This window comes from Proteus hauseri, from assembly GCF_004116975.1.
Lineage (GTDB): Bacteria > Pseudomonadota > Gammaproteobacteria > Enterobacterales > Enterobacteriaceae > Proteus > Proteus hauseri.
Map to the genome: position 1 here is coordinate 476,487 of NZ_CP026364.1, position 21,460 is coordinate 497,946.

Annotated in this window: 18 protein-coding genes; all 18 read right to left on the reverse strand. The window is 40.7% G+C overall.

Features of this window, described 5'->3' with window-relative positions:
• Positions 1-4 precede the first annotated feature (4 nt).
• The 18 genes from lpxC to PH4a_RS02365 all read right to left on the reverse strand — a co-directional run bounded on the left by lpxC (position 5) and on the right by PH4a_RS02365 (position 20,999).
• Complete coding sequence (lpxC, locus tag PH4a_RS02280; RefSeq protein ID WP_064720819.1) at positions 5-922, reverse strand: UDP-3-O-acyl-N-acetylglucosamine deacetylase; 918 nt, start codon at positions 920-922, stop codon at positions 5-7.
• A gap of 98 nt (positions 923-1,020) precedes the next feature.
• Complete coding sequence (ftsZ, locus tag PH4a_RS02285) at positions 1,021-2,190, reverse strand: cell division protein FtsZ (protein ID WP_064720736.1); 1,170 nt, start codon at positions 2,188-2,190, stop codon at positions 1,021-1,023.
• Between the two features lie 70 nt (positions 2,191-2,260).
• On the reverse strand, positions 2,261-3,517 hold the full coding sequence (gene ftsA, locus PH4a_RS02290) for a cell division protein FtsA (RefSeq protein ID WP_064720737.1): 1,257 nt from the start codon (positions 3,515-3,517) through the stop codon (positions 2,261-2,263).
• Positions 3,518-3,562: 45 nt separating this feature from the next.
• Positions 3,563-4,348, reverse strand: coding sequence for a cell division protein FtsQ (gene ftsQ / locus PH4a_RS02295; protein ID WP_129037454.1), 786 nt, complete (start codon positions 4,346-4,348; stop codon positions 3,563-3,565).
• Position 4,349: 1 nt separating this feature from the next.
• Positions 4,350-4,706 (reverse strand): hypothetical protein, encoded by a 357-nt coding sequence (locus PH4a_RS02300; protein WP_129037456.1) that lies wholly within the window; start codon positions 4,704-4,706, stop codon positions 4,350-4,352.
• A 5-nt stretch (positions 4,707-4,711) separates the two neighbouring features.
• A complete protein-coding gene (gene murC, locus PH4a_RS02305) occupies positions 4,712-6,175 on the reverse strand; it encodes a UDP-N-acetylmuramate--L-alanine ligase (RefSeq protein WP_129037458.1) in 1,464 nt (487 codons plus the stop codon).
• A 41-nt stretch (positions 6,176-6,216) separates the two neighbouring features.
• Positions 6,217-7,299, reverse strand: a complete 1,083-nt coding sequence (gene murG, locus PH4a_RS02310) for an undecaprenyldiphospho-muramoylpentapeptide beta-N-acetylglucosaminyltransferase (protein WP_064720741.1) — start codon at positions 7,297-7,299, stop codon at positions 6,217-6,219.
• Positions 7,296-8,489, reverse strand: coding sequence for a cell division protein FtsW (gene ftsW, locus PH4a_RS02315; protein WP_064720742.1), 1,194 nt, complete (start codon positions 8,487-8,489; stop codon positions 7,296-7,298). The genes murG and ftsW overlap by 4 nt, the downstream gene beginning before the upstream one ends.
• The gene (gene murD / locus PH4a_RS02320; protein ID WP_129037460.1) at positions 8,489-9,799 is read right to left on the reverse strand and encodes a UDP-N-acetylmuramoyl-L-alanine--D-glutamate ligase; all 1,311 of its coding nucleotides are present in this window, start codon (positions 9,797-9,799) and stop codon (positions 8,489-8,491) included. The genes ftsW and murD overlap by 1 nt, the downstream gene beginning before the upstream one ends.
• Position 9,800: 1 nt before the next feature.
• The gene (mraY, locus tag PH4a_RS02325) at positions 9,801-10,883 is read right to left on the reverse strand and encodes a phospho-N-acetylmuramoyl-pentapeptide-transferase (RefSeq protein WP_129037462.1); all 1,083 of its coding nucleotides are present in this window, start codon (positions 10,881-10,883) and stop codon (positions 9,801-9,803) included.
• Positions 10,877-12,259, reverse strand: a complete 1,383-nt coding sequence (gene murF, locus PH4a_RS02330) for a UDP-N-acetylmuramoyl-tripeptide--D-alanyl-D-alanine ligase (protein WP_129037464.1) — start codon at positions 12,257-12,259, stop codon at positions 10,877-10,879. Before murF ends, mraY begins: the two co-directional genes overlap by 7 nt.
• Positions 12,256-13,743 carry a UDP-N-acetylmuramoyl-L-alanyl-D-glutamate--2,6-diaminopimelate ligase gene (gene murE, locus PH4a_RS02335; RefSeq protein WP_129037466.1) on the reverse strand — a complete coding sequence of 496 codons (1,488 nt, stop codon included), beginning with the start codon at positions 13,741-13,743 and terminating at the stop codon, positions 12,256-12,258. Before murE ends, murF begins: the two co-directional genes overlap by 4 nt.
• 17 nt (positions 13,744-13,760) lie before the next feature.
• Positions 13,761-15,533: a peptidoglycan glycosyltransferase FtsI gene (gene ftsI / locus PH4a_RS02340; protein ID WP_129037468.1), complete on the reverse strand. Its 1,773-nt coding sequence runs from the start codon at positions 15,531-15,533 to the stop codon at positions 13,761-13,763.
• 11 nt (positions 15,534-15,544) lie between these two features.
• The gene (gene ftsL / locus PH4a_RS02345) at positions 15,545-15,862 is read right to left on the reverse strand and encodes a cell division protein FtsL (RefSeq protein WP_129037470.1); all 318 of its coding nucleotides are present in this window, start codon (positions 15,860-15,862) and stop codon (positions 15,545-15,547) included.
• Complete coding sequence (gene rsmH / locus PH4a_RS02350) at positions 15,863-16,810, reverse strand: 16S rRNA (cytosine(1402)-N(4))-methyltransferase RsmH (RefSeq protein WP_129037472.1); 948 nt, start codon at positions 16,808-16,810, stop codon at positions 15,863-15,865.
• Between the two features lie 3 nt (positions 16,811-16,813).
• Positions 16,814-17,272: a division/cell wall cluster transcriptional repressor MraZ gene (gene mraZ, locus PH4a_RS02355; protein WP_064720750.1), complete on the reverse strand. Its 459-nt coding sequence runs from the start codon at positions 17,270-17,272 to the stop codon at positions 16,814-16,816.
• A 689-nt stretch (positions 17,273-17,961) separates the two neighbouring features.
• Positions 17,962-18,969 (reverse strand): catabolite repressor/activator, encoded by a 1,008-nt coding sequence (gene cra, locus PH4a_RS02360; protein WP_129037474.1) that lies wholly within the window; start codon positions 18,967-18,969, stop codon positions 17,962-17,964.
• Positions 18,970-19,193: 224 nt separating this feature from the next.
• Complete coding sequence (locus tag PH4a_RS02365; protein ID WP_129037476.1) at positions 19,194-20,999, reverse strand: AMP-dependent synthetase/ligase; 1,806 nt, start codon at positions 20,997-20,999, stop codon at positions 19,194-19,196.
• Between the last annotated feature and the right edge of the window lie 461 nt (positions 21,000-21,460).

A 21,460-nucleotide genomic window follows, 5' to 3' on the forward strand; every position in this document is an offset into this window, starting at 1 on the left:
AGAGTTAAGCAAAAACTGCAGAAGGGGCTTTAAATGCCACTGGCATTTCAGCTTCGTCTTCAAATGTGACGAATTCCCATGCTGACTCTTTTGCTAATACAGCCTGTAGTAATTTATTATTTAACGCATGACCTGACTTAAACGCGGTGAATTCACCGATAATGTTATAGCCACACATAAATAAATCACCGATAGCATCTAGCATTTTGTGACGAACAAATTCATCTTCAAAACGCAAACCATCATCGTTGAGCACACGATAGTCATCAACAACGATAGCGCAATCGAAACTACCGCCTAAACACAATCCTTTAGATTGCAGGTATTCGATATCACGCATAAATCCAAAAGTACGAGCACGACTAATTTGACTCATAAAAGATTCAGCAGAGAAATCTAATTTATAACGCTGAGTACTCGCATCAATAGCTGGATGGTTAAAGTCGATAGTAAAATCTAATTTAAATCCATTGTATGGACGCATTTCTGCCCATTTATCGCCATCTTCAACGCGTACAGTATCTTTAATACGGATGAATTTCTTCGCCGTACGAAGTTCTTCAATACCGGCATCAAGTAATAAGAAGACAAAAGGTGCTGCACTGCCATCCATAATAGGAATTTCAGGCGCATTCACTTCAATTACAATATTATCAATGCCTAAACCAGCCAGTGCTGCATTTAAATGCTCAACGGTTGATATGCGCACATCGTCTTCGTTCACTAAGCAAGTACATAGCATTGTGTCACGAACTGATTTTGCGTCAGCTGGAAAATCCACCGGTGGATTTAAGTCAGTACGACGGTAGATGACCCCAGTGTTAGCAGGCGCCGGACGCATTGTAAGCGTAACTTTTTTACCCGTGTGGAGACCCACACCAGTTGCTTGTACAATTCGTTTTAATGTCCGTTGTTTGATCATCATTTTATCTCGCAATGTTATCCGTCCTACCAATCATTATACTTATAATTGGCAGGACAGTTTAGCACAAAAAGCGGAGATGCCAATCTTTTTGGCGATTAATCAGCCTGCTTTCTTAAGAAAGCAGGGATATCTAAATAATCCGGCTCTTTATTTGTCTGTGTAGATTGTTCGTTAACCGCTTTTGCTGCTGGCTTACTTTCTTCAGTCGTTGCCGAAAAAGAAGACATGCTGTTTTGCATTTGCTGATAACGATTCTCCATTGCGTTTTGCTGATTTTGTTTGCTAGTCACGAGTGTGATTTCTGGACGTTTATCCATACCAATACCCGTTGCAACAACAGTTACACGCAATTCATCATTCATTTCTGGGTCAAGAGATGTACCAATAACCACGGTTGCGTTATCTGATGCAAATGCACGAATGGTGTTACCCACTGTCTCAAATTCATCTAAACGTAAGTCAAAACCAGCAGTAATATTGACCAGTACACCTCGAGCGCCAGAAAGATCGATATCTTCTAATAATGGACTCGAAATCGCCATTTCAGCAGCTTCTTCTGCGCGGTCTTCACCTTTCGCAGCGCCAGAACCCATCATGGCATAACCCATTTCTGACATCACAGTTCTTACGTCAGCAAAGTCGACGTTCATCAAACCAGGACGAGTGATCAGTTCAGCAATACCTTGAACTGCACCTTTCAGAACATCATTAGCAGCACCAAATGCATCTAATAATGAAATACCACGACCCAGAACTTTTAATAATTTATCATTCGGAATAGTGATTAATGAGTCAACATGCTTAGATAACTCGGTAATACCCTGCTCAGCAAACGCCATGCGCTTTTTGCCTTCAAAATTAAAAGGCTTAGTCACAACGGCTACGGTCAGAATACCCAAATCTCTTGCAACTTCTGCAACTACAGGGGCTGCACCAGTACCTGTACCACCACCCATTCCGGCAGCAATAAAGACCATGTCAGCGCCTTCAAGTGCGGCACGTAAAGCTTCGCGATCTTCTTCCGCAGCATTACGACCCACTTCAGGATTAGCTCCTGCACCAAGGCCTTTCGTAATGGCGTTACCAATTTGGATGGTTTGTCCAACCGCTGTTTTACGTAACGCTTGAGCATCCGTATTGACTGCGAAGAAATCGACACCTTCAATACGCTCGCGAACCATGTGCTCAACCGCATTACCGCCGCCGCCGCCAACGCCGATGACTTTGATCACCGCATCGTTGGTTAATTCCATAGGTTCAAACATAATTTCTCTCCGTTTTGTGCCTTTTCAGGGCCGCTTGCTCAAACGACCTCTTTTTAAATTTGTCTGATTATCAAAACTCTCTTTTGAGCCAGCCTGTCAGTTTTTTTAACCAACCACTTACTGCCGAGCGTTTCTCGGTTTCTGTTTCCTCACCAAAGTGGGATTCTTTACCGTAATGCAAGAGCCCTACTGCTGTAGAATAGAAGGGATCCTGCGCATAATCTGTTAGCCCGGTAATATTTAACGGTTTACCGATCCGTACTTGCGTGTGGAAAACACGTTGAGCACACTCAACAAGTCCGTCAATCTGTGCAGCACCACCCGTCAGAACAATGCCTGCCGCTAAATGATGCTTAATCCCTTGCTGGCGTAACTGCTCCTGAACTTTCAAAATCTCTTCATTGACAAGATTAAGTAGTTCGGTGTAGCGAGGTTCAATAACCTCAGCAAGGGTTTGTCGTTGCAGACTTCTTGGCGGTCTGCCTCCGACACTTGGAACTTCAACATTTTCATCTTTACCCACTAAAGATCCTAATGCACAACCATGACGCACCTTAATGGTTTCTGCGTCATTAGGTGGTGTACCAAATGCATAAGCGATATCACTTGTTACCACATTGCCAGCATAAGGGATCACCCGGGTGTGTCGTAATGCGCCACCAGTATAAATAGCGATATCCATTGTACCGCCACCAATATCGACAACACACACACCTAACTCACGTTCATCTTCAGTTAATACAGCGAAGCTTGAAGCCAGTCCTGCAAAAATCAGTTGATCCACTTTTAATCCACAGCGTTCAACTGCTTTAACAATATTCTTTGCCATATCGTTATGGCAGGTAATCAAATGCACTTTTGCTTGCATTCTTACGCCAGACAACCCAACAGGATTTTTAATTCCTTCTTGGTAATCAATGGCATATTCTTGAGGTATCACATGTAACACACGATGTTCATCTTTTACTTTGACTGATTTCGCGGTATGTACCACGCTATCTACATCGTCTTGTGTTACCTCTTCTTCTGAGATTGGCACCATTCCAATCTCATTTTGGCAACTGATGTGCTTGCCTGATAACGCCAAATATACTGAAGATATCTGACAATCGGCCATCAATTCAGCCTGATCTACCGCCCGCTGTACACACTTCACGACGGATTCGAGATCGTTAACGCCACCTTTATCCATGCCACGAGATGGACAACTACCCACCCCGATAATATTTACAACACCATCAGGCAGGATCTCACCGACAAGGGTGGCAACTTTGGCCGTACCAATCTCAAGACCAACTACTAATTTTCTGTCCGTCGCTTTGATCATTATTGTTCTGCCTTTGCCTTCATCGTGTCATCTGCCACGTCTTGTTTATTCATTTTCAAGTAGTAAAGGAGCCCACCCAACTGCACCACCACTGTCATAACGGAGATCAACATAATCAACCCGTTTATCTGTTTGCTGTTGCAGTATTGGATACAACTCGATAAAGCGAGCGATCCGTTTTTCGTTATCCTTACGACCTAATTCCAATCGTACATCATTGTCTAAAACTAACTGCCATCCTTGACGGGCAGACATTGCCGCCGCTTTCAAATTCAGATTATTTGCAAGAAGTTGATCTCTCATTGCAACATAACCTGATAACACTATTTTCTCGCTTCCTTGTGGGCCATATAACAAAGGGTAATTCCCTTGTGCTTCAAGTTCTACGGGTAAACTGAATATACGGCCGTCTCTATCAAGAAAGTAAGTATCATTCCAACGGGTAAATGGCACATATTCTACCAGATGGATTTTAAGTTCATCAGGCCACTGTTTACGTACAGTGACTTGTCTTATCCAGGGCATACGTTCAATTTGTTGCTGAATGATATTCACATCCTGCGTCATAAATGTACCCGGCTGTCCTAAAGACAAAATGGCCTGACGTACATTATCATTCGTTGTGTAATGCCGCTCTCCCGTTAGTACTAATTTGGAAATAGGGAGACGGTTTGCATCTTTCATCCAGTTAACGACTTGTATCGCACCCCAAATAATTGTTGCTATTACACATAAGAAAAAAACTAATCCCGATAAATAACTGCCATTACTTGGTCTGTCAGAATGCTGTTTCTCTTTATGTTCTTTAATATTCAGCGCCGCTTGTGACATATCAACCCACTAATTCCTGAGCAACGTTTAAAGAAGAGAATCGCCCATTCTTTTGTCCGATATTCTCGCGATTAATACTTTTCCTACATATATATACTTTATGAACACCTTTAGGTTTGATAATTAAATCACTAAATTGTTCAATCTGTTGAGAATTATTTACTCTAAAAGAAGAAATAGCGAATTTTTCTTCGTTTTTCTTTCGTTTTAACTGAAATTTAATCTCAATATGAGTTTGAGCAAGTAAATCTCTGTGCATTTTTTCGGCTGAAACAGTGTTAGCTTTTACATAACTCGCCATCAATTCAGTATGTTGATTAGCCATTTCACCATAAAAGATGCTCACTTGCTCAAACATCTGTCTTAATCCTCGCTTAAAGAAGGCTGAAATTTTGTTTCTGCTAAGCGACGCGCTATTTTACCAATATTTCCAGCACCTTGAACTAAAACCAGATCATTATCTGTTAATACACCTGCTAATATCGAAGTAATATTCTCCACATCAGAAACCCAAATAGGATCAAGCTTTCCACGATGACGAATCGTTCGACATAATGAACGGCTATCGGCACCAGTAATAGGCGTTTCTCCCGCGGCATAGACATCCGTTAATAATAAAATATCCACCTGATTGAGAACAGCCGCGAAGTCCTCATATAAATCCCGCGTACGAGTATAACGATGTGGTTGAAAAATCATTACCAGACGTTTATCTGGCCAACCTGCGCGAGCAGCTTTAATCGTGGCATCGACTTCTGTAGGATGATGGCCATAATCATCCACCAGCATAACTTCACCCGCCTGACCATTCACATGTTCAAGGCCGTAATTACCTAAGAAATCAAAACGACGCCCAGTGCCTTGGAAGTTCAGTAAAGCAGCTAAAATATGTTCATCTGCAATACCTTCCTCTGTTGCTACAGCAACAGCAGCGGTTGCATTCAGTGCATTGTGACGACCAGGTGCATTTAAAACCACTTGTATATCAGGCATATCTTCACGGCTTATAGTGAAAAATCCTTGAGCACCTTTTTGTTCATAATGTGTAATACGCACATCAGCATCATCACTAAAGCCATAAGTCGTAATATAACGCCCAACTTTAGGTAAAATGGAACGAATAACATCGTCATCAATACACATTACTGCTCTGCCATAAAACGGCAAATTATGTAAAAAAGTAATAAACGTATCTTTAAGGTTGTCAAAATTACCGTGATACGTATCCATATGATCAGCTTCGATATTAGTAACAACAGCGACCATAGGTTGTAAATGTAAAAACGATGCATCACTTTCATCTGCTTCTGCAATTAAATAGCGACTGCATCCTAAGCGAGCATGTGTTCCCGCCGATTTAACCAATCCCCCGTTAACAAACGTTGGATCTAATCCTGCTTGTGCGTAAATATTAGAAATCATTGCTGTGGTTGTGGTTTTACCGTGAGTACCTGCTATCGCCACACCATGACGATAACGCATTAACTCAGCCAACATTTCAGCTCGGCGAATAACCGGAATACGCGCTTCACGAGCAGCAATAATCTCTGGGTTTTCCGCACTAATCGCTGTAGAAACAACCACAACACTTGCACCACGAATATTTTCAGGGCGATGATTAAAATAAATTGTTGCACCTAATGCAACGAGTTGTTGTGTAACTGCATTAGGCGCTAAATCAGAACCGCTAATTTCATAGCCTTCATTAGCCAATACTTCAGCGATCCCCCCCATACCGGCACCACCGATACCAACAAAGTGAATGTGCCGAACTTTTCTCATTTCGGGCACAAAAGATCTTAATTTCGCCAGTTGTTGTGTATTCACTATTTACTTCTTCACTCTAAGTTAATGGTTACAAGTTACGTTTATTTTTTGGCCACTTCGATAATCACATTTGCTACACGCTCTGTGGCATCCGTAATCGCAACACTTTTTGCTTTTTCTGCCATCGTTAAAAGCTGTGGACGATCCCATGTTTTCAGGGTTTCAGCTATCACTTCTGGTGTTAAATCATTTTGCTCAATAATTTTTGCTGCCCCAGCTTTTTCTAATGGCAATGCGTTCCAATATTGTTGCCTATCTTTATGTTGAAAAGGAACAAAAATAGCGGGTAATCCCGCAGCTGCAATCTCACTGACTGTTAATGCTCCTGAACGACACACCACAACATCTGCCCATTGGTAAGCTTGCGCTATATCATCAATAAATTCAGTAACTTTATATTCAGATTTAACTGAATTTTTAGCTAATTCGTTCTGATAGCGCGTTTTTGTATCACTTTCGCCACCTTTTCCTGCTTGATGCCAAATTGTGACTCTTTCACCGAGTAAGCCAGCCACTACAGGCATAGTGTGATTTAAGATCCGAGCACCTTGGCTTCCACCAATAATTAATACGCGGATTGCACCTGTTCTTTCTTTTAATCTTTCTATTGGCTGTTCAAGTGCTAGTACATCTTCACGCACGGGATTACCCACCACAGGCGCATTAGGAAATGCACCCGGGAATGCTTGCAATACACGCTTAGCTATTTTAGATAACCAACGATTCGTTAACCCTGCAATGCCATTTTGTTCATGTAAAACGACAGGAACACCACTCATCCAAGCGGCAATACCACCGGGGCCTGAAACATACCCCCCCATGCCAAGAACAGCATCAGGTTGATAACGCTTGATAATGGCGCGAGCTTGAAAAATCGCTGTTATAATTCGTATTGGCGCCGCTAATAACGCCTTAATACCTTTGCCACGCAATCCAGAAATACGGATAAATTCAATCTCAATACCATGTTTTGGCACTAAATCTGCTTCCATTCTATCGGCAGTACCCAACCATCGAATTTCCCAACCTTGAGATTGGAGATAATGAGCAACTGCTAACCCAGGAAAGACATGCCCTCCGGTTCCGCCGGCCATCACCATTAATCGGCGTTTACGCTCGCTCATTTAGGACTCCTTACAAACGCCTGTGCTTGCGCTAGGCGTGTTTCATAATCAATACGCAACAACATTACGATGGCGGTTGACATAATAATCAGACTAGAACCACCATAACTAATAAGAGGAAGGGTTAACCCTTTAGTTGGCAACATGCCTGCGGCGGCACCAACATTAACGAGTGTTTGGAAAGTAAACCAGATCCCAATAGAACAAGCTAAAAAACCAGAAAAACGGTGATCAAGAACCAAAGCACGTCGCCCAATTTGCATCGCGCGAAAAGCGATGAAGAATACCATTAAAAGCACTAAAACCACACCGATATAACCAAGTTCTTCCGCGAGAATGGAGAAAATAAAGTCAGTGTGTGCTTCAGGTAAATACTCCAGCTTTTGCACTGAATTACCTAGCCCTTGTCCAAGAAAATCGCCTCGACCAAAAGCCATTAAAGATTGTGTAAGTTGGTAGCCACTACCAAAAGGATCATCCCAAGGTTCTAAGAAAGAAGTGATACGACGAACACGATAAGGTTCGACAATAATTAGCATCACAACAGCCGCAATTCCTGAACCAATAATGGCTAAAAACTGCCAAATTTTAGCGCCCGCTAAAAAAAGCAACGCAAGTGTTGTAACAAACAACACAACCACAGTACCTAAGTCCGGTTGCAGTAACAGTAAAACTGCAAGTACTAACATCACGCCCATTGGTTTACAAAAACCCCAGAAGTTGTTTCTGACTTCTTCGACTTTTCGTACCAAATAGCTCGATAAATAACAAAATAGCGCGAGTTTAGATAATTCTGCTGGCTGAAAATTTAATGGTCCTAAAGCTATCCAGCGTGATGCCCCATTAACGGAACTGCCCACAACAAGTACCACTAATAACAACAATATCGAACCAAATAACATCAAACTGCTATAACGCTGCCACACAGCCATTGGAATGCGCATAGTAACTAAGGAAAAGCAAAACGCGACAACAATGTAAATACCATCACGTTTAGCAAATAAGAAGGGGTCTTCTGCAAGACGTTGACCAACGGGCATCGATGCAGAAGTCACCATAACAAAACCAATCACGGCCAACCCGAAAGTAAACCAGAGCAAAGTGCGATCATAAGGAACAAATGCGGTGTTCTCAGTTTGATAACTGCCCACTAGCCACTGTTTTAATCTTCGCATGACGGGTAAGCGCATTAGCCAAGCTCCCTCGCTAAACGAGCAAATTCATCGCCTCGTTGTTCAAAACTACGAAACTGATCTAGGCTTGCACATGCAGGTGAAAGCAACACCATATCGCTAGATTTCACCTTAGGAGCTAATGCTCGCATCGCTTCTTCCATTGTTACAGTCAGTAAAGAGACATCAGGTCGTAAATTAGCAAGTGCTTGACCATCTTGCCCAAAGCAGTAGAGGCGAACGTTATTACCACTGATATAAGGCAACAGAGCAGTAAAATCAGCTGATTTACCATCACCGCCTAATAACAAATGCAATGTGCCGTCTACTTCTAAACCTTTTAATGCCGCTTCAGTACTGCCTACATTGGTCGCTTTAGAGTCGTTAATCCAACGCACCCCTTGATGTGAATAGACCAACTGAAAACGATGAGCAAGCCCATGATATGTTTTTAAAACTTCAGTTGCAGCTTGGCGTGAAATCCCGACCGCATCAGCTAATGCTAATGCAGCAAGAGCATTCGTATAATTATGCTGACCCGAAAGATACATTTGTGCAGTAGAAAGCAATTTTTCATCATGAACTTTCAATACTCGATTTGTATTATCTAACTGGTAATCACCTTTCCCGACGCCAAAGCTGACACAACGGGCATCTTTTCCTGCTAAAGGTAGTGTTAAGACATCATCTTCGTTGTAAACACATACCTTGGCATTTTTATATATATGTAATTTAGCTTCACGATATTGTTCTAATCCCAGCGGATAGCGATTCATATGATCTTCGCTGATATTCAATACCGTTGCTGCTGCCGCTTTTAAGCTATAAGTCGTTTCTAACTGAAAACTAGAAAGCTCTAATACATAAAGATCATGAGGTTTAGTTAAGAGCGTTAACGCGGGCACACCAATATTACCGCCAACGCCAACACGGATACCGTCTGCACTCGCCATTTCACCCACCAGCGTGGTGACCGTGCTTTTACCATTAGAGCCAGTTATCGCCACAATGGGTGCTTTTGCTTCACGGCAAAATAGTTCGATATCGCCGACAATTTCAACGCCTAAATTAGCGGCTTCAGCTAACTCTGGTGTTGATAACGCAATACCGGGGCTGGAAACAATTAAATCAGCATCATTCAACCATGTTTGATGAAAACTACCCGTATGATACTCAACATCAGCAGGAAGCTTATCTAAGCCTCCTGGTTGTTTACGAGTATCAATAACTTTAGGTGTAACACCTTGGCGGATAAAAAAATCAACGCAAGAGAGACCAGTGATCCCAAGACCTACGATAACGACTTTTTTCCCCTGATAATCTGCCATTTTAACGTACCTTTAATGTAGCCAAACCAATAAGCACTAACATCAGTGAGATTATCCAAAAACGCACAATAACTCGCGGTTCAGGCCAGCCTTTTAATTCATAATGGTGATGAATAGGTGCCATTCTAAAAATACGCTGCCCGCGAAGTTTAAATGAACCAACCTGTAAAATAACAGACAGTGTTTCGACCACAAACACACCACCCATAATGACTAATAAGAACTCTTGGCGTAATAACACCGCGATTGTACCTAATGCACCACCCAACGCGAGGGAGCCAACATCGCCCATAAAAACTTGAGCAGGATAGGTATTAAACCAAAGGAAACCAAGTCCGGCACCGACAATAGCCGTACAAACAATAACTAATTCACCGGCATGCATTAAGTAAGGAATTTTTAAGTAGCTAGCGAAATTCACGTTACCTGTAGCCCATGCAACTAAAGCAAAACCCGCGGCGACAAAGACTGTTGGCATAATAGCCAAACCATCTAAACCATCCGTTAAGTTAACAGCGTTACTGGTACCAACAATGACAAAATATGCCAACAAAATGTAAAGCATACCGAGCTGAGGCATGACATCTTTAAAGAAAGGGACGACTAACTGAGTTGCAGACGTATCTTTGCCAATGGCATACATACTAAAAGCAACAACCAGTGCAAGTACTGATTGCCAGAAATATTTCCAGCGAGCAATTAAGCCTCGAGTATCTTTACGAACAACTTTACGATAGTCATCCACAAAACCGATAACACCATAACCAATTAACACAAGTAGTACGCACCAAACATAAGGGTTATCCAGTCTTGCCCATAACAGAGTAGAAACTGAGATAGAAAATAGGATCATAATCCCACCCATTGTGGGTGTGCCTCGTTTACTAAAATGCGACTCAGGCCCTTCATTACGAACAACCTGCCCTATTTGCATTTTTTGTAACCAAGCAATAAGGTGCGGCCCCATCCACAGCGCAATAACTAATGCCGTCAATAAGCCAACAATCGCCCTGAATGTCAGATAAGAAAAAACATTAAAAAATGTATGGTATTTAACCAAGTATTCGGCCAGCCAAACTAACATTCAAAGCACTCCTTTAATGCGTTCACAATATCTTCCATCGCGGAGCTTCGTGAACCTTTTACTAAAACTGAAACAACATCATGCTGCTGTAATAATGGGATTAATTGCGTAAGTAAGTCAGCTTTAAATGCAAAGTGCTGGCCACCTTGGCTTTCTTCACTAATAAAATGGCTGTGATGCCCAACGGTTAATACACTATCAATACCCGCTTTATGTGCAAAACGCCCCACATCACGGTGACATTTTTCTGAATCTTTACCTAGTTCAGCCATATCACCCGCAACGAAAATTTTATAACCTGGTAATTGAGATAAAACTTGTAAACCTGCAATCATCGAGCCATCGTTAGCATTATAGGTATCATCTAACACTATTTTTCCCGTTGTTAATTCAACAGGATACAAACGCCCCGGTACCGCTTTTAGTATGGATAAACCTTGTTTTACACTCTCGAGTGTCGCCCCAACAGATAACGCTAATGCACTGGCTGCTAATGCGTTTGCAATATTATGGCGTCCTGGCAAAGGTAGCGTGATATCTACGCTGCCTTCTGGCGTATGGAGTATAAAATCGGTAGTAAGTTGATTGACAATAATATCGGTAGGATAAAAGTCGGCTTTACCTTGTGAAGATAATGAGAAGTTCCACTGAGTTTGGCGCTCATTTAAATGATGCTGCCAAAGTGTAATATCATTACTTTCACAGTTGAAAATAGCGGTACCTTGCGCTTTTAAGCCGGTGAATATTTCGCCTTTTGCTTGAGCGATACCTTCAAGTGAGCCAAAACCTTCTATATGTGCAGAAAATAGGTTGTTTACCAGCGCGCTATCTGGTTTTACCATATCAACGGTATAAGCAATTTCGCCAATATGGTTAGCGCCCAATTCAATCACTGCAAAACGATGTTCTGGTGTTAACCGAAACAGCGTTAAAGGCACGCCGATATCGTTATTTAAGTTACCGTGAGTATAAAGTGTTTCACCACAATGACGCAAAATAGACGCGGTCATCTCTTTTACTGAGGTTTTCCCCGAAGAGCCAGTAAGGGCAACTATTTTAGCATCACTTAATGAGCGGACATGTGCTGCAATAGCGCCCATTGCATGGTGCGTGTCTTTCACTATGATTTGTGGACAATCAACATCTATTTGACGATTGACTAAGACAGCAACAGCACCTTTTGCTTTAACATCAGCAATAAAATCATGTGCATCAAAACGCTCACCTGCTAAAGCAATAAATAAACAATATGCTTCAATATTGCGGCTATCAGTTGAAATCGACTGAATGATCAGCTGATTAGCTTGGCTTTGTGTAATATTGCACAATCTACCGTTGGTCACTTGCGCTATCGTTTCTAAAGAGAGTGAGATCATGCTATCACCCCCAATAAACGGGCTACCGTTAAGCGATCTGAGTAATCAAGACGGCGAGAACCCACCAATTGATAATCTTCATGACCTTTACCTGCAACCAAAACCATGTCATTTGCATCAGCTTGCATAATAACGTTAGTTACCGCTTCAGCGCGCCCTTCTATCGCTAATGCGCGCCCCGGATCCATTAAGCCAGAAAGAATATCTTGAATGATGGCTTGAGGCTCTTCGCTACGAGGGTTGTCGTCAGTAATAACGACTTTATCAGCAAACTCTTCAGCAACAGCCCCCATTAATGGCCGCTTACCTTTATCTCTATCCCCGCCGCAGCCAAATACACACCACAATTTACCCGAGCAGTGTAAACGAGCAGCTTGCAGTGCTTTTTCTAATGCATCTGGTGTATGTGCATAATCGACAATAACAGTAGGACGATTTTCAGCACTGAAGACTTCCATTCGACCGCAAACTGGGGTTAATGCTGATGTCGCGTGAAGTACTTCATCTAATGGATAATCAAGAGCAAGAAGTGTGGCAAATGCACACAATAAATTACTCACATTAAAAGCACCCATTAGTGGACTTTCAATTTCACCGTTGCCCCAGCTTGAAACAAAGTGAATTGTCGCGCCTTCATCATGATAATTAACCTGTGTTGCACGAACATAGCGACCTTGCCAGCCCTGTGGCAATTTATTTTCCATGGTCACTGCAACGGCATCAGACAAACGTGATAACCATTTTTGCCCTACATTATCATCAGCATTAATGATTTTCTGCCCACTCTGATGAGTGGAAAATAACAACCATTTTGCTGCTTCATAGTTTGTCATATCCCCATGATAATCAAGGTGATCACGGCTTAAATTGGTAAATACTGAAGCAACAAAAGGTAATGCACTGACACGGCCTTGTACTAATCCGTGAGATGACACTTCCATTGCGGTCAATGTCGCCCCTTGATTAAGTAGCTGCTGTAACTCTAATTGAATATCAACCGCTGAGCCGGTGGTATTCATTGCAGGTACAACATTATTGAGTAACCCATTTCCTACCGTACCCATTACGGCACTGGTTTCGCCTAATCCTTGAGCCCACTGTGCTAACAATTGCGTTGTTGTTGTTTTTCCGTTAGTTCCAGTAACACCAATAAGTTTTAGTTTTTCAGCCGGTTGATGATAAAAATACCCAGCTAATTTAGATAATTCACGATTGAGATCTTGTATATAAATAACCGGTATACCATGGCTTTCTTTAATTTCACCATGCGAAGCAACACCTTGAGCTTCTGCCAACACGGCAGAAACGCCCTGAGCGATTGCTTGAGGAATATAGCGCCTACCGTCTGTTTCATGGCCTTTAATTGCCACAAAAAGATCACCGCAAGCCGCTTTGCGGCTATCGAGTGTCATTTCTTTAAGCGTTAATGACGGTGCTTGTATCCCTAGTGCCCCTAGAAGGTCACTTAAGTTAGGATCTGCCACTTGTATCCTCTTCTTTATTAATTATTAATTACAAATTCACTTTTATCGTCTGGCGTTAACGCATCTGGCTCTACGTTCATTGTACGTAAAACCGCGCCCATAATTGTGCCAAACACCGGTGCAGAAACTGCGCCCCCATAGTATTTACCCGCTTTGGGTTCATTAATAATGACCACTAAAGCAAAACGCGGGCGACTTGCTGGAGCAACACCTGCAGCATAAGAAATATATTGGTCGATATATTTTCCGTCAGGGCCTACTTTTTTTGCTGTCCCTGTTTTGATAGCAACGCGATAACCTTTAATTGAAGCTCTTACACCACCACCACCGGGCAGTGCTACGCTCTCCATCATATGAACAACTGTTTTCATCACAGGTTCAGGAAATACGCGAGTACCTGGTACAGGAGGATCAACTTTAGTAATTGACAATGGACGGTAAATACCAAAACTACCTATCGTTGCATAGACACGCGCTAACTGTAACGGCGTTACCATTAGCCCATATCCAAATGAGAAGGTGGCCCTTTCAAGATCGGACCACCGTTGTTTTTTTATTGGAAATATGCCACTACTTTCACCAACTAGCCCCAAGTTAGTTGGTTTCCCAAGCCCAAATCGTGAATATACTTCCACTAATTCAGACGCAGGCATCGCTAACGCTAGTCGTGAAACACCAACGTTACTCGATTTCTGTAAAATTCCGGTTATCGATAATTCATGATACAACGCTACATCTTTTATTTGATGTCCACTGATACGATAAGGAACTGTATTAATTACACTATTTTCTTTAACGATATTATTTTGTAATGCGCTCATCACCACCATAGGTTTGACTGTAGAGCCCGGCTCAAAAATATCGGTAATAGCACGGTTACGCATTGAATCTTTAGGCGTACCCGCTAAGTTATTTGGGTTATAAGAGGGACTATTAGCCATCGCTAATACTTCCCCTGTATTGACATCAACTAAAACCGCAGTACCTGATTCTGCTTTATTTGCTATAACCGCATTTGTTAACTCACGATAAACAACGGACTGTAAGCGTTCATCAATACTCAGCATTAAGTTGTGCGCAGCTTGGCTATCGGTTTGAGCAATATTTTCAATAACCCGATTAAAACCATCTTTACGCACAACACGCTCACCAGGTGCGCCAGTTAGCCACTGATTAAAGCTTTTCTCAACACCTTCAATACCATCACCATCAATATTGGTTACACCAATGATGTGAGCAGTTACTTCGCCTGATGGATAGTAACGTTTAGATTCTTGGCGCATGTTAATACCAGCAATTTTTAACTTACTGATGTAGTCACTAATCTCTGGATTAACTTGCCGAGCAAGGTAAATAAAACGAGCAGATGGTGTTGCTGCTATTTTTTGTTCGATTTGGTTAACTGGGATTTTTAATGCGTCAGCAAGTGCTAACCAACGGCTATCCGTCATATTTGGATTAGATTCTAAAACAACTTTAGGATCAGCCCAAATTGCATAAACGGGAACACTGACAGCAAGAGGACGCCCCATACGGTCACTGATCATACCACGTGCAGTAGGTACTTTTTGAACGCGTAAAGAACGCATATCCCCTTCTTTAATAAGGGGATCGGGATTAATAATTTGTAAATAGGCAACACGTATTAATAACGCAACCAAAGCGATTCCAATGCCGCTACAAAGCAACGCAAAACGCCAACTCACAAACCCTGTTTTTTCTTCAGGTTTGCGAAGTTTGGCATTTGACTTTGTCTTTGCTTTCGCTTTCGCTGAACGTGAAAATTTCATACTTGCCTTTATTATTTGGTTACAATAATGTTCTCTTTGGCTGGATCAACATGAACCATTCCCAATCGTTCACTTGAAAAGCGCTCAACACGGCTATGATCTGCCAACGCATTTTCTTCCAGAATAAGGTTCCGCCACTCAATATCCAGTACATTTTTTTCCAGCACTAAACGCTCTTTCTCTGCGGTAAGTAAGCGCGTTTTATGTGCAGTAGTGACGACATACACTGCTGAAATAATCACAGCCACCAATAAAATTAAAGGTAATTTGCCATAACGCAGTAAATCCTGCCCAATAACACCTGTTAGTGTGTGTCGTTCTGTAGACATTTATTCCTCTATACGCTGTGCTACACGTAATACAGAGCTCCGTGCCCGTGGGTTTTCTTCAACTTCAATACCTGTTGGCTTCATTTTATGTACACTTGATAAACGTGTACTGCCTAAAGCTTTAATTTGGTCTTGAGTCAATGGAATTCCTGCTGGAACTACTGGGCCTTTGCTTTCATCACGAATAAAACGTTTTACTAATCTATCTTCTAAAGAGTGAAAACTAATTACAGACAAACGCCCTTCAGGTGCTAAAACAGAAACAGCGCCTTTTAACGCTTTTGCTATTTCATCTAATTCGCTGTTGATATAAATGCGAATAGCTTGAAAGCTTCGTGTTGCTGGATGCTTATGACGCTCTTTAACTGGGCTTGCATCGCTAATTAAATCAGCCAGCTGTTTTGTTCGAGTTAATGGTTCTTCTGTTTTATTACGAGCAACAATTGCGCGCGCAATACGCTTAGCAAAACGTTCTTCACCAAAGGTTTTTAATACCCATGTGATGTCGTCTTCTTCTGCTTTCATCAACCATTGTGCGGCTGAAATCCCAGATGTTGGATCCATTCGCATATCAAGAGGCCCATCACGCATAAAAGAAAAACCGCGTTCAGGATCATCAAGTTGTGGTGACGAAACACCTAAATCTAGTAAAACACCATCAATTTTCCCCGCTAATCCCAGCTCAGTAACATAATGTTCAATTTCTGAAAAAGGACCATGTATCACTGAGAATCGCGGATCTTTAATTTCATTAGCAACTGCAATTGCTTGTGGGTCTCTATCAATAGCAATAAGGCGACCTGTTTCACCTAATTGAGATAAAATCAGACGAGAATGACCACCACGGCCAAATGTTCCGTCGATATAAATACCTGAAGGTTTAATATTCAGGCCATTAACTGCTTCATCCAGTAATACACTGGTATGACTAAAATTATTTGTTGTCATTATTTAAAGTGATAAATCCAATAGTCGTGTCGATAACGGTTCCTGTGAGGTCTGCTCTGCCAAAATGTCTTCTTGGATCTGTTGATACCAGACCTGTTCATCCCACAATTCAAATTTATTGAATTGGCCGACTAGCATGACCTCTTTGGTTAGCCCCACATGCTGTCTAAGCGTGTTAGCTAACAAAAGGCGTCCTGCACTATCCATCTGACATTCACTTGCATGTCCTAGTAATAATCGCTGAATACGACGTTCAGCAGGATTCATTGAAGAAAGTGCTGCCAGTTTTAATTCAATTTTTTCCCATTCAGGAAGTGTGTAAAGCAATAAACACGGCTGATTGAGATCAATGGTACAGACCATTTGACCTTCAGATATCTCACTCAGCGTTGTTCGATAACGGGAAGGAACTGTTATTCGCCCTTTGCTGTCGAGATTAACGAGAGTTGCACCACGAAACATGCTCATTATCCTCAGCTTTGTAATTTACACCACATTGTCCCACAAATCCCCACAAATAGAGTTTACGGATGGTATGAAAACGTTGTCAAGCCAGATATAGGGAGCTTTATTTATATTTACAGTAAAATGATAAACAAACCGAAATGAGTAAAATATCGACAGAGGAAAAATCAGAAATATTAACATGATGATTAATATCGATTATTTTCTTTTTTAATCATTTAATCTCTAAAAATAATGATTATTAGTGATGAAAAACAAAAAAATCAGAAGAGAAAATCATAATGAGTAAAATATGATTTTAATAATAAAAATCTAATTTATTGCAGTTCATTTACCTTAAACCAACATAATAACCGGAGAATATTTTAATACGGGTAAATAAGATTTTGTTTGAAAAAATAATTCTATATCATGAAGATAGTAAAATTTTTTTATTCTCTTTTAAAAAAAAACAAATAAGTAGTAATCTTTATTTAAGCAATATCACTTATGAAAAAGTTAAAATTTAATCCTTAAATCAAATTAAATGCCGTAAATAGTAAAAAAAGGCTTAAGATTAATCTCAAATTTTATTTTTTCTTGGCTACCCGACATTCTTTAACCAATAAACTCTCCCCGTTTTAATTTAATAAAACAGGGAGACTCTTAATAAGAACTATTAAGTATTATAAATAATGAGGCACAGATTAACGCGCTCTGCCTAAGCTACCACGGCGACATAAGTCACGGCGAATTCGAGTGATCCCTGCCTGTGGTTTTTGCTCTTCTTCAAGACTTGCTAAAACTAATTCCAACACACGTTCAGCAATATCACGATGGCGTTGAGCAACAGAAAGAACTGGGCATTCTAAGAAGTCGAGTAACTCGTGATCACCAAAAGTGGCAATAACAAGTTGTGTAGGTAAACGGCCACTTCTTTGTAGCGTCACATCCATAACACCTTGTAACAACGCAAAAGACGTTGTAAATAGCGCATCAGGCATTGGATTATTATTTAACCATTCTGAAAATGCAGCAGCAGCAGCTTCTCTTTCGTAGCTATTGGCATACAAATAAGTGACTTCTCTAGAGTCGTCCTTCCATACACTGCGAAATCCTTGTTCACGCAAGAAACTCACAGATAATTCAGGTAGGGCACCTAAATAAAGTACAGATTCTGAAGGGAAAGCTTGTAACTCAGTTGCCAGCATTTTTGCATCTTCTAAATCATCACCAACAACACTGATAAAATGCTCGCTTTCTAATGCCCTATCAAGTGCAATAATCGGCAAAGCGCGATTAGCCCAACGCTGATAAAAAGGATGTTCTGGTGGTAACGCAGTAGAGACAATAATGGCGTCGACTTGACGTTGCAGTAAATGTTCAACACAACGAATTTCATTGTCGGGCTGATCTTCTGAACAGGCGATCAATAACTGATAACCACGTTGGCGAGCTTGTCTTTCGAGATAATTAGCGATTCTTGTATAACTGGTATTTTCCAAATCAGGAATAACCAAACCAATAGAACGCGTGCGACCAGCGCGTAAGCCTGCCGCAACCGCATTCGGGTGGTAATTATGCTCTCTGACCACCGCCATCACTTTTTCAACAGTCTTGTCACTCACACGGTACTGTTTTGCTTTACCATTAATGACATAACTCGCCGTTGTTCGTGAAACACCAGCCAAGCGGGCGATTTCATCCAGTTTCACATTAACCTCTTTTAATTATTAAATGTGTTATTCATTACATTATTACTATGGTTTTCAGTCATCATACTGATCTGAGTTTGTATTTTAACACAATTTACTGATAAAACCGTATGCGTCAACGTTTCCGTTTATCTCTTTTATCAATTGCTATAGTCATTCTTATCAATCAAAAAAAGAGTTAATAAGAAAAAAGCACCTTAAAGGTGCTTTTAATAACTGAGCAATTAGTCTTGATACATCAATTCAATTTCATTGCGATAACGTTCTGAAATAATTTTACGACGAAGTTTTAATGTTGGTGTTAATTCACCAGACTCCATCGTAAAACCTTCAGCAAGTAAGGTAAATCGTTTAACTTTATGAAAACTAGAAAAGTTTTTTTGCATTTCACGTAAGCGCTCGTCAAATAATTCTCTAATTTTAGTGTGACGTAATAATTCGATTCTATCGTGATATTTTAAATTCAATGCACGTGCATGGTCTTCGAGCGCATCAAAACAAGGAACGATCAACGCAGAAACAAATTTACGCGTGTCAGCAATAACAGCAATATGTTCGATAAAACGATCTTGCCCTAACGTACCTTCAATCATTTGAGGTGCAATATATTTACCATTTGATGTTTTCATCAAATCTTTTAAGCGTTCAGTAATAAATAGCGAGCCGTCTTTATCTAATGCCCCCGCATCACCGGTACGAAGCCAGCCATCATCGGTGAAAGCAGCCAGTGTATCTTCAGGTTTGTTAAAATACCCTTTCATTACAATACTGCCGCGCACTTGAATTTCGTTTTCTTCACCAATGCGAACATCAATACCAGGCAATGGCGTACCGATAGACCCTAGTTTATATTTACCTTCTTCCCAGCATGAAACTGTAGCGCAAGTTTCTGTCATGCCATAGCCGTATTTGATATTAATGCCAGTGGCTAAGAAGAAGCGAATAACAGCATCATCTAAACGTGCGCCCGCAGCAGGTAGAAAACGAACTCGACCACCAAGAATATCACGTAGTGGTTTCAGTACTTTCTTATCAGCAAAGCGATAGCAAAAACGAGAAATGAAATTAGGGCGACGTTGACTTAACTCTGCTTCACGCTGTTTTTCACCCTGTTTAATTGACCATTTAAAGATAAATTGGCGCAATACAGATGCTTGAGAAACTTTATCTTGAATCGCACTATAAACTTTTTCGTAAAAACGAGGAACGGCACACATTACCGTGGGTTTCACAGCACTCATTGCTTCTCTAACAGCATGAGTATCCGTTAAATATACGTTTATAGCACCAGTATGCATCACATAGAAGCTCCATGCTCTTTCAAAAACATGGGATAACGGCAGGAAGCACAATGAAACATCTTTATCAGATAAAGAAAGGCGTTCATCGTGTAAATAAAGCTGAGAAGCGAGGTTGGTGTAGTCTAACATCACTCCTTTGGGTTCACCTGTTGTACCTGAGGTATAAATCAAAGTGAAAAGATCATCTAAGCAACACTCATCAATACGCTGTTGTAATACAGCATCATATTGAGAATGTGGACGCTCCAATAAGCTTTCTAGGTAACATGAAGAGGGATCTGCGTTTAAAATTACATCAGAATTAAACACAATAATATGTTCGAGTTGAGGACATAAATCTAATAATTCAGAAACGATGTCATATTGTTTTTGGTCACCAACAAAAAGAATACGAACTTTTGCATCATTTAAAATATATGCGGCTTGCTCAACGCTACTGGTTGCATAAAGTGGAACAGTAACAGCGCGCAGCTGCAATGAAGCAATATCAGCCAACGACCAATCTATCGTATTTTGAGAAAAAATACCTATGTTTTCTTGAACTTCAACGCCCATCTCAAGTAAAGCATTTGAGAGTGCGCGCGTTTTTTTTTCAACCGATGCCCATGACATTTCAATATCTTGTTTAGCATCCCATTGACGATAAGCAATGTTGTTTCCGCTGTGCAAAAATTGCAACTGCAATCTTCTAATTATATGATAATCATCAAGATTATTATTAGTTATCATAATTTTCCTGCTATTTATGGAAAAGCGAGAGGTTAATGTGGCAGAAAGTAGAAAAACACTTTTCTACATTTTCAGCTTACACCTGTTCGCTGACTCGAATAAAAGTCTAAGTGATCCATAAAAATAAAGGAATCCAATTTTACATAAATTTGTAAAATTGTGAGTTATGAAAAGTTTTGCCAATGAAAACTATCTCATTACAGTCAGTAAAATAAATAACGACGTGATTATCTATCCTCATAAAAGAAAAAATAAAAAACAACAATAAAAACAATAAATAACAAATTAAAATCAATAAATATTAAGATGAGAATAAAAAAATAATTGAATAAAATAGAGGAAAAAAACGGAAGATAGAGATTAACGTTATATGATTAAGTAAATCACGTAGAAGCAATGGGCAAAAATAGTGACAGCAATCCAATGGGTTTTATCAACAGCATAAACCATACTTTTGGTTA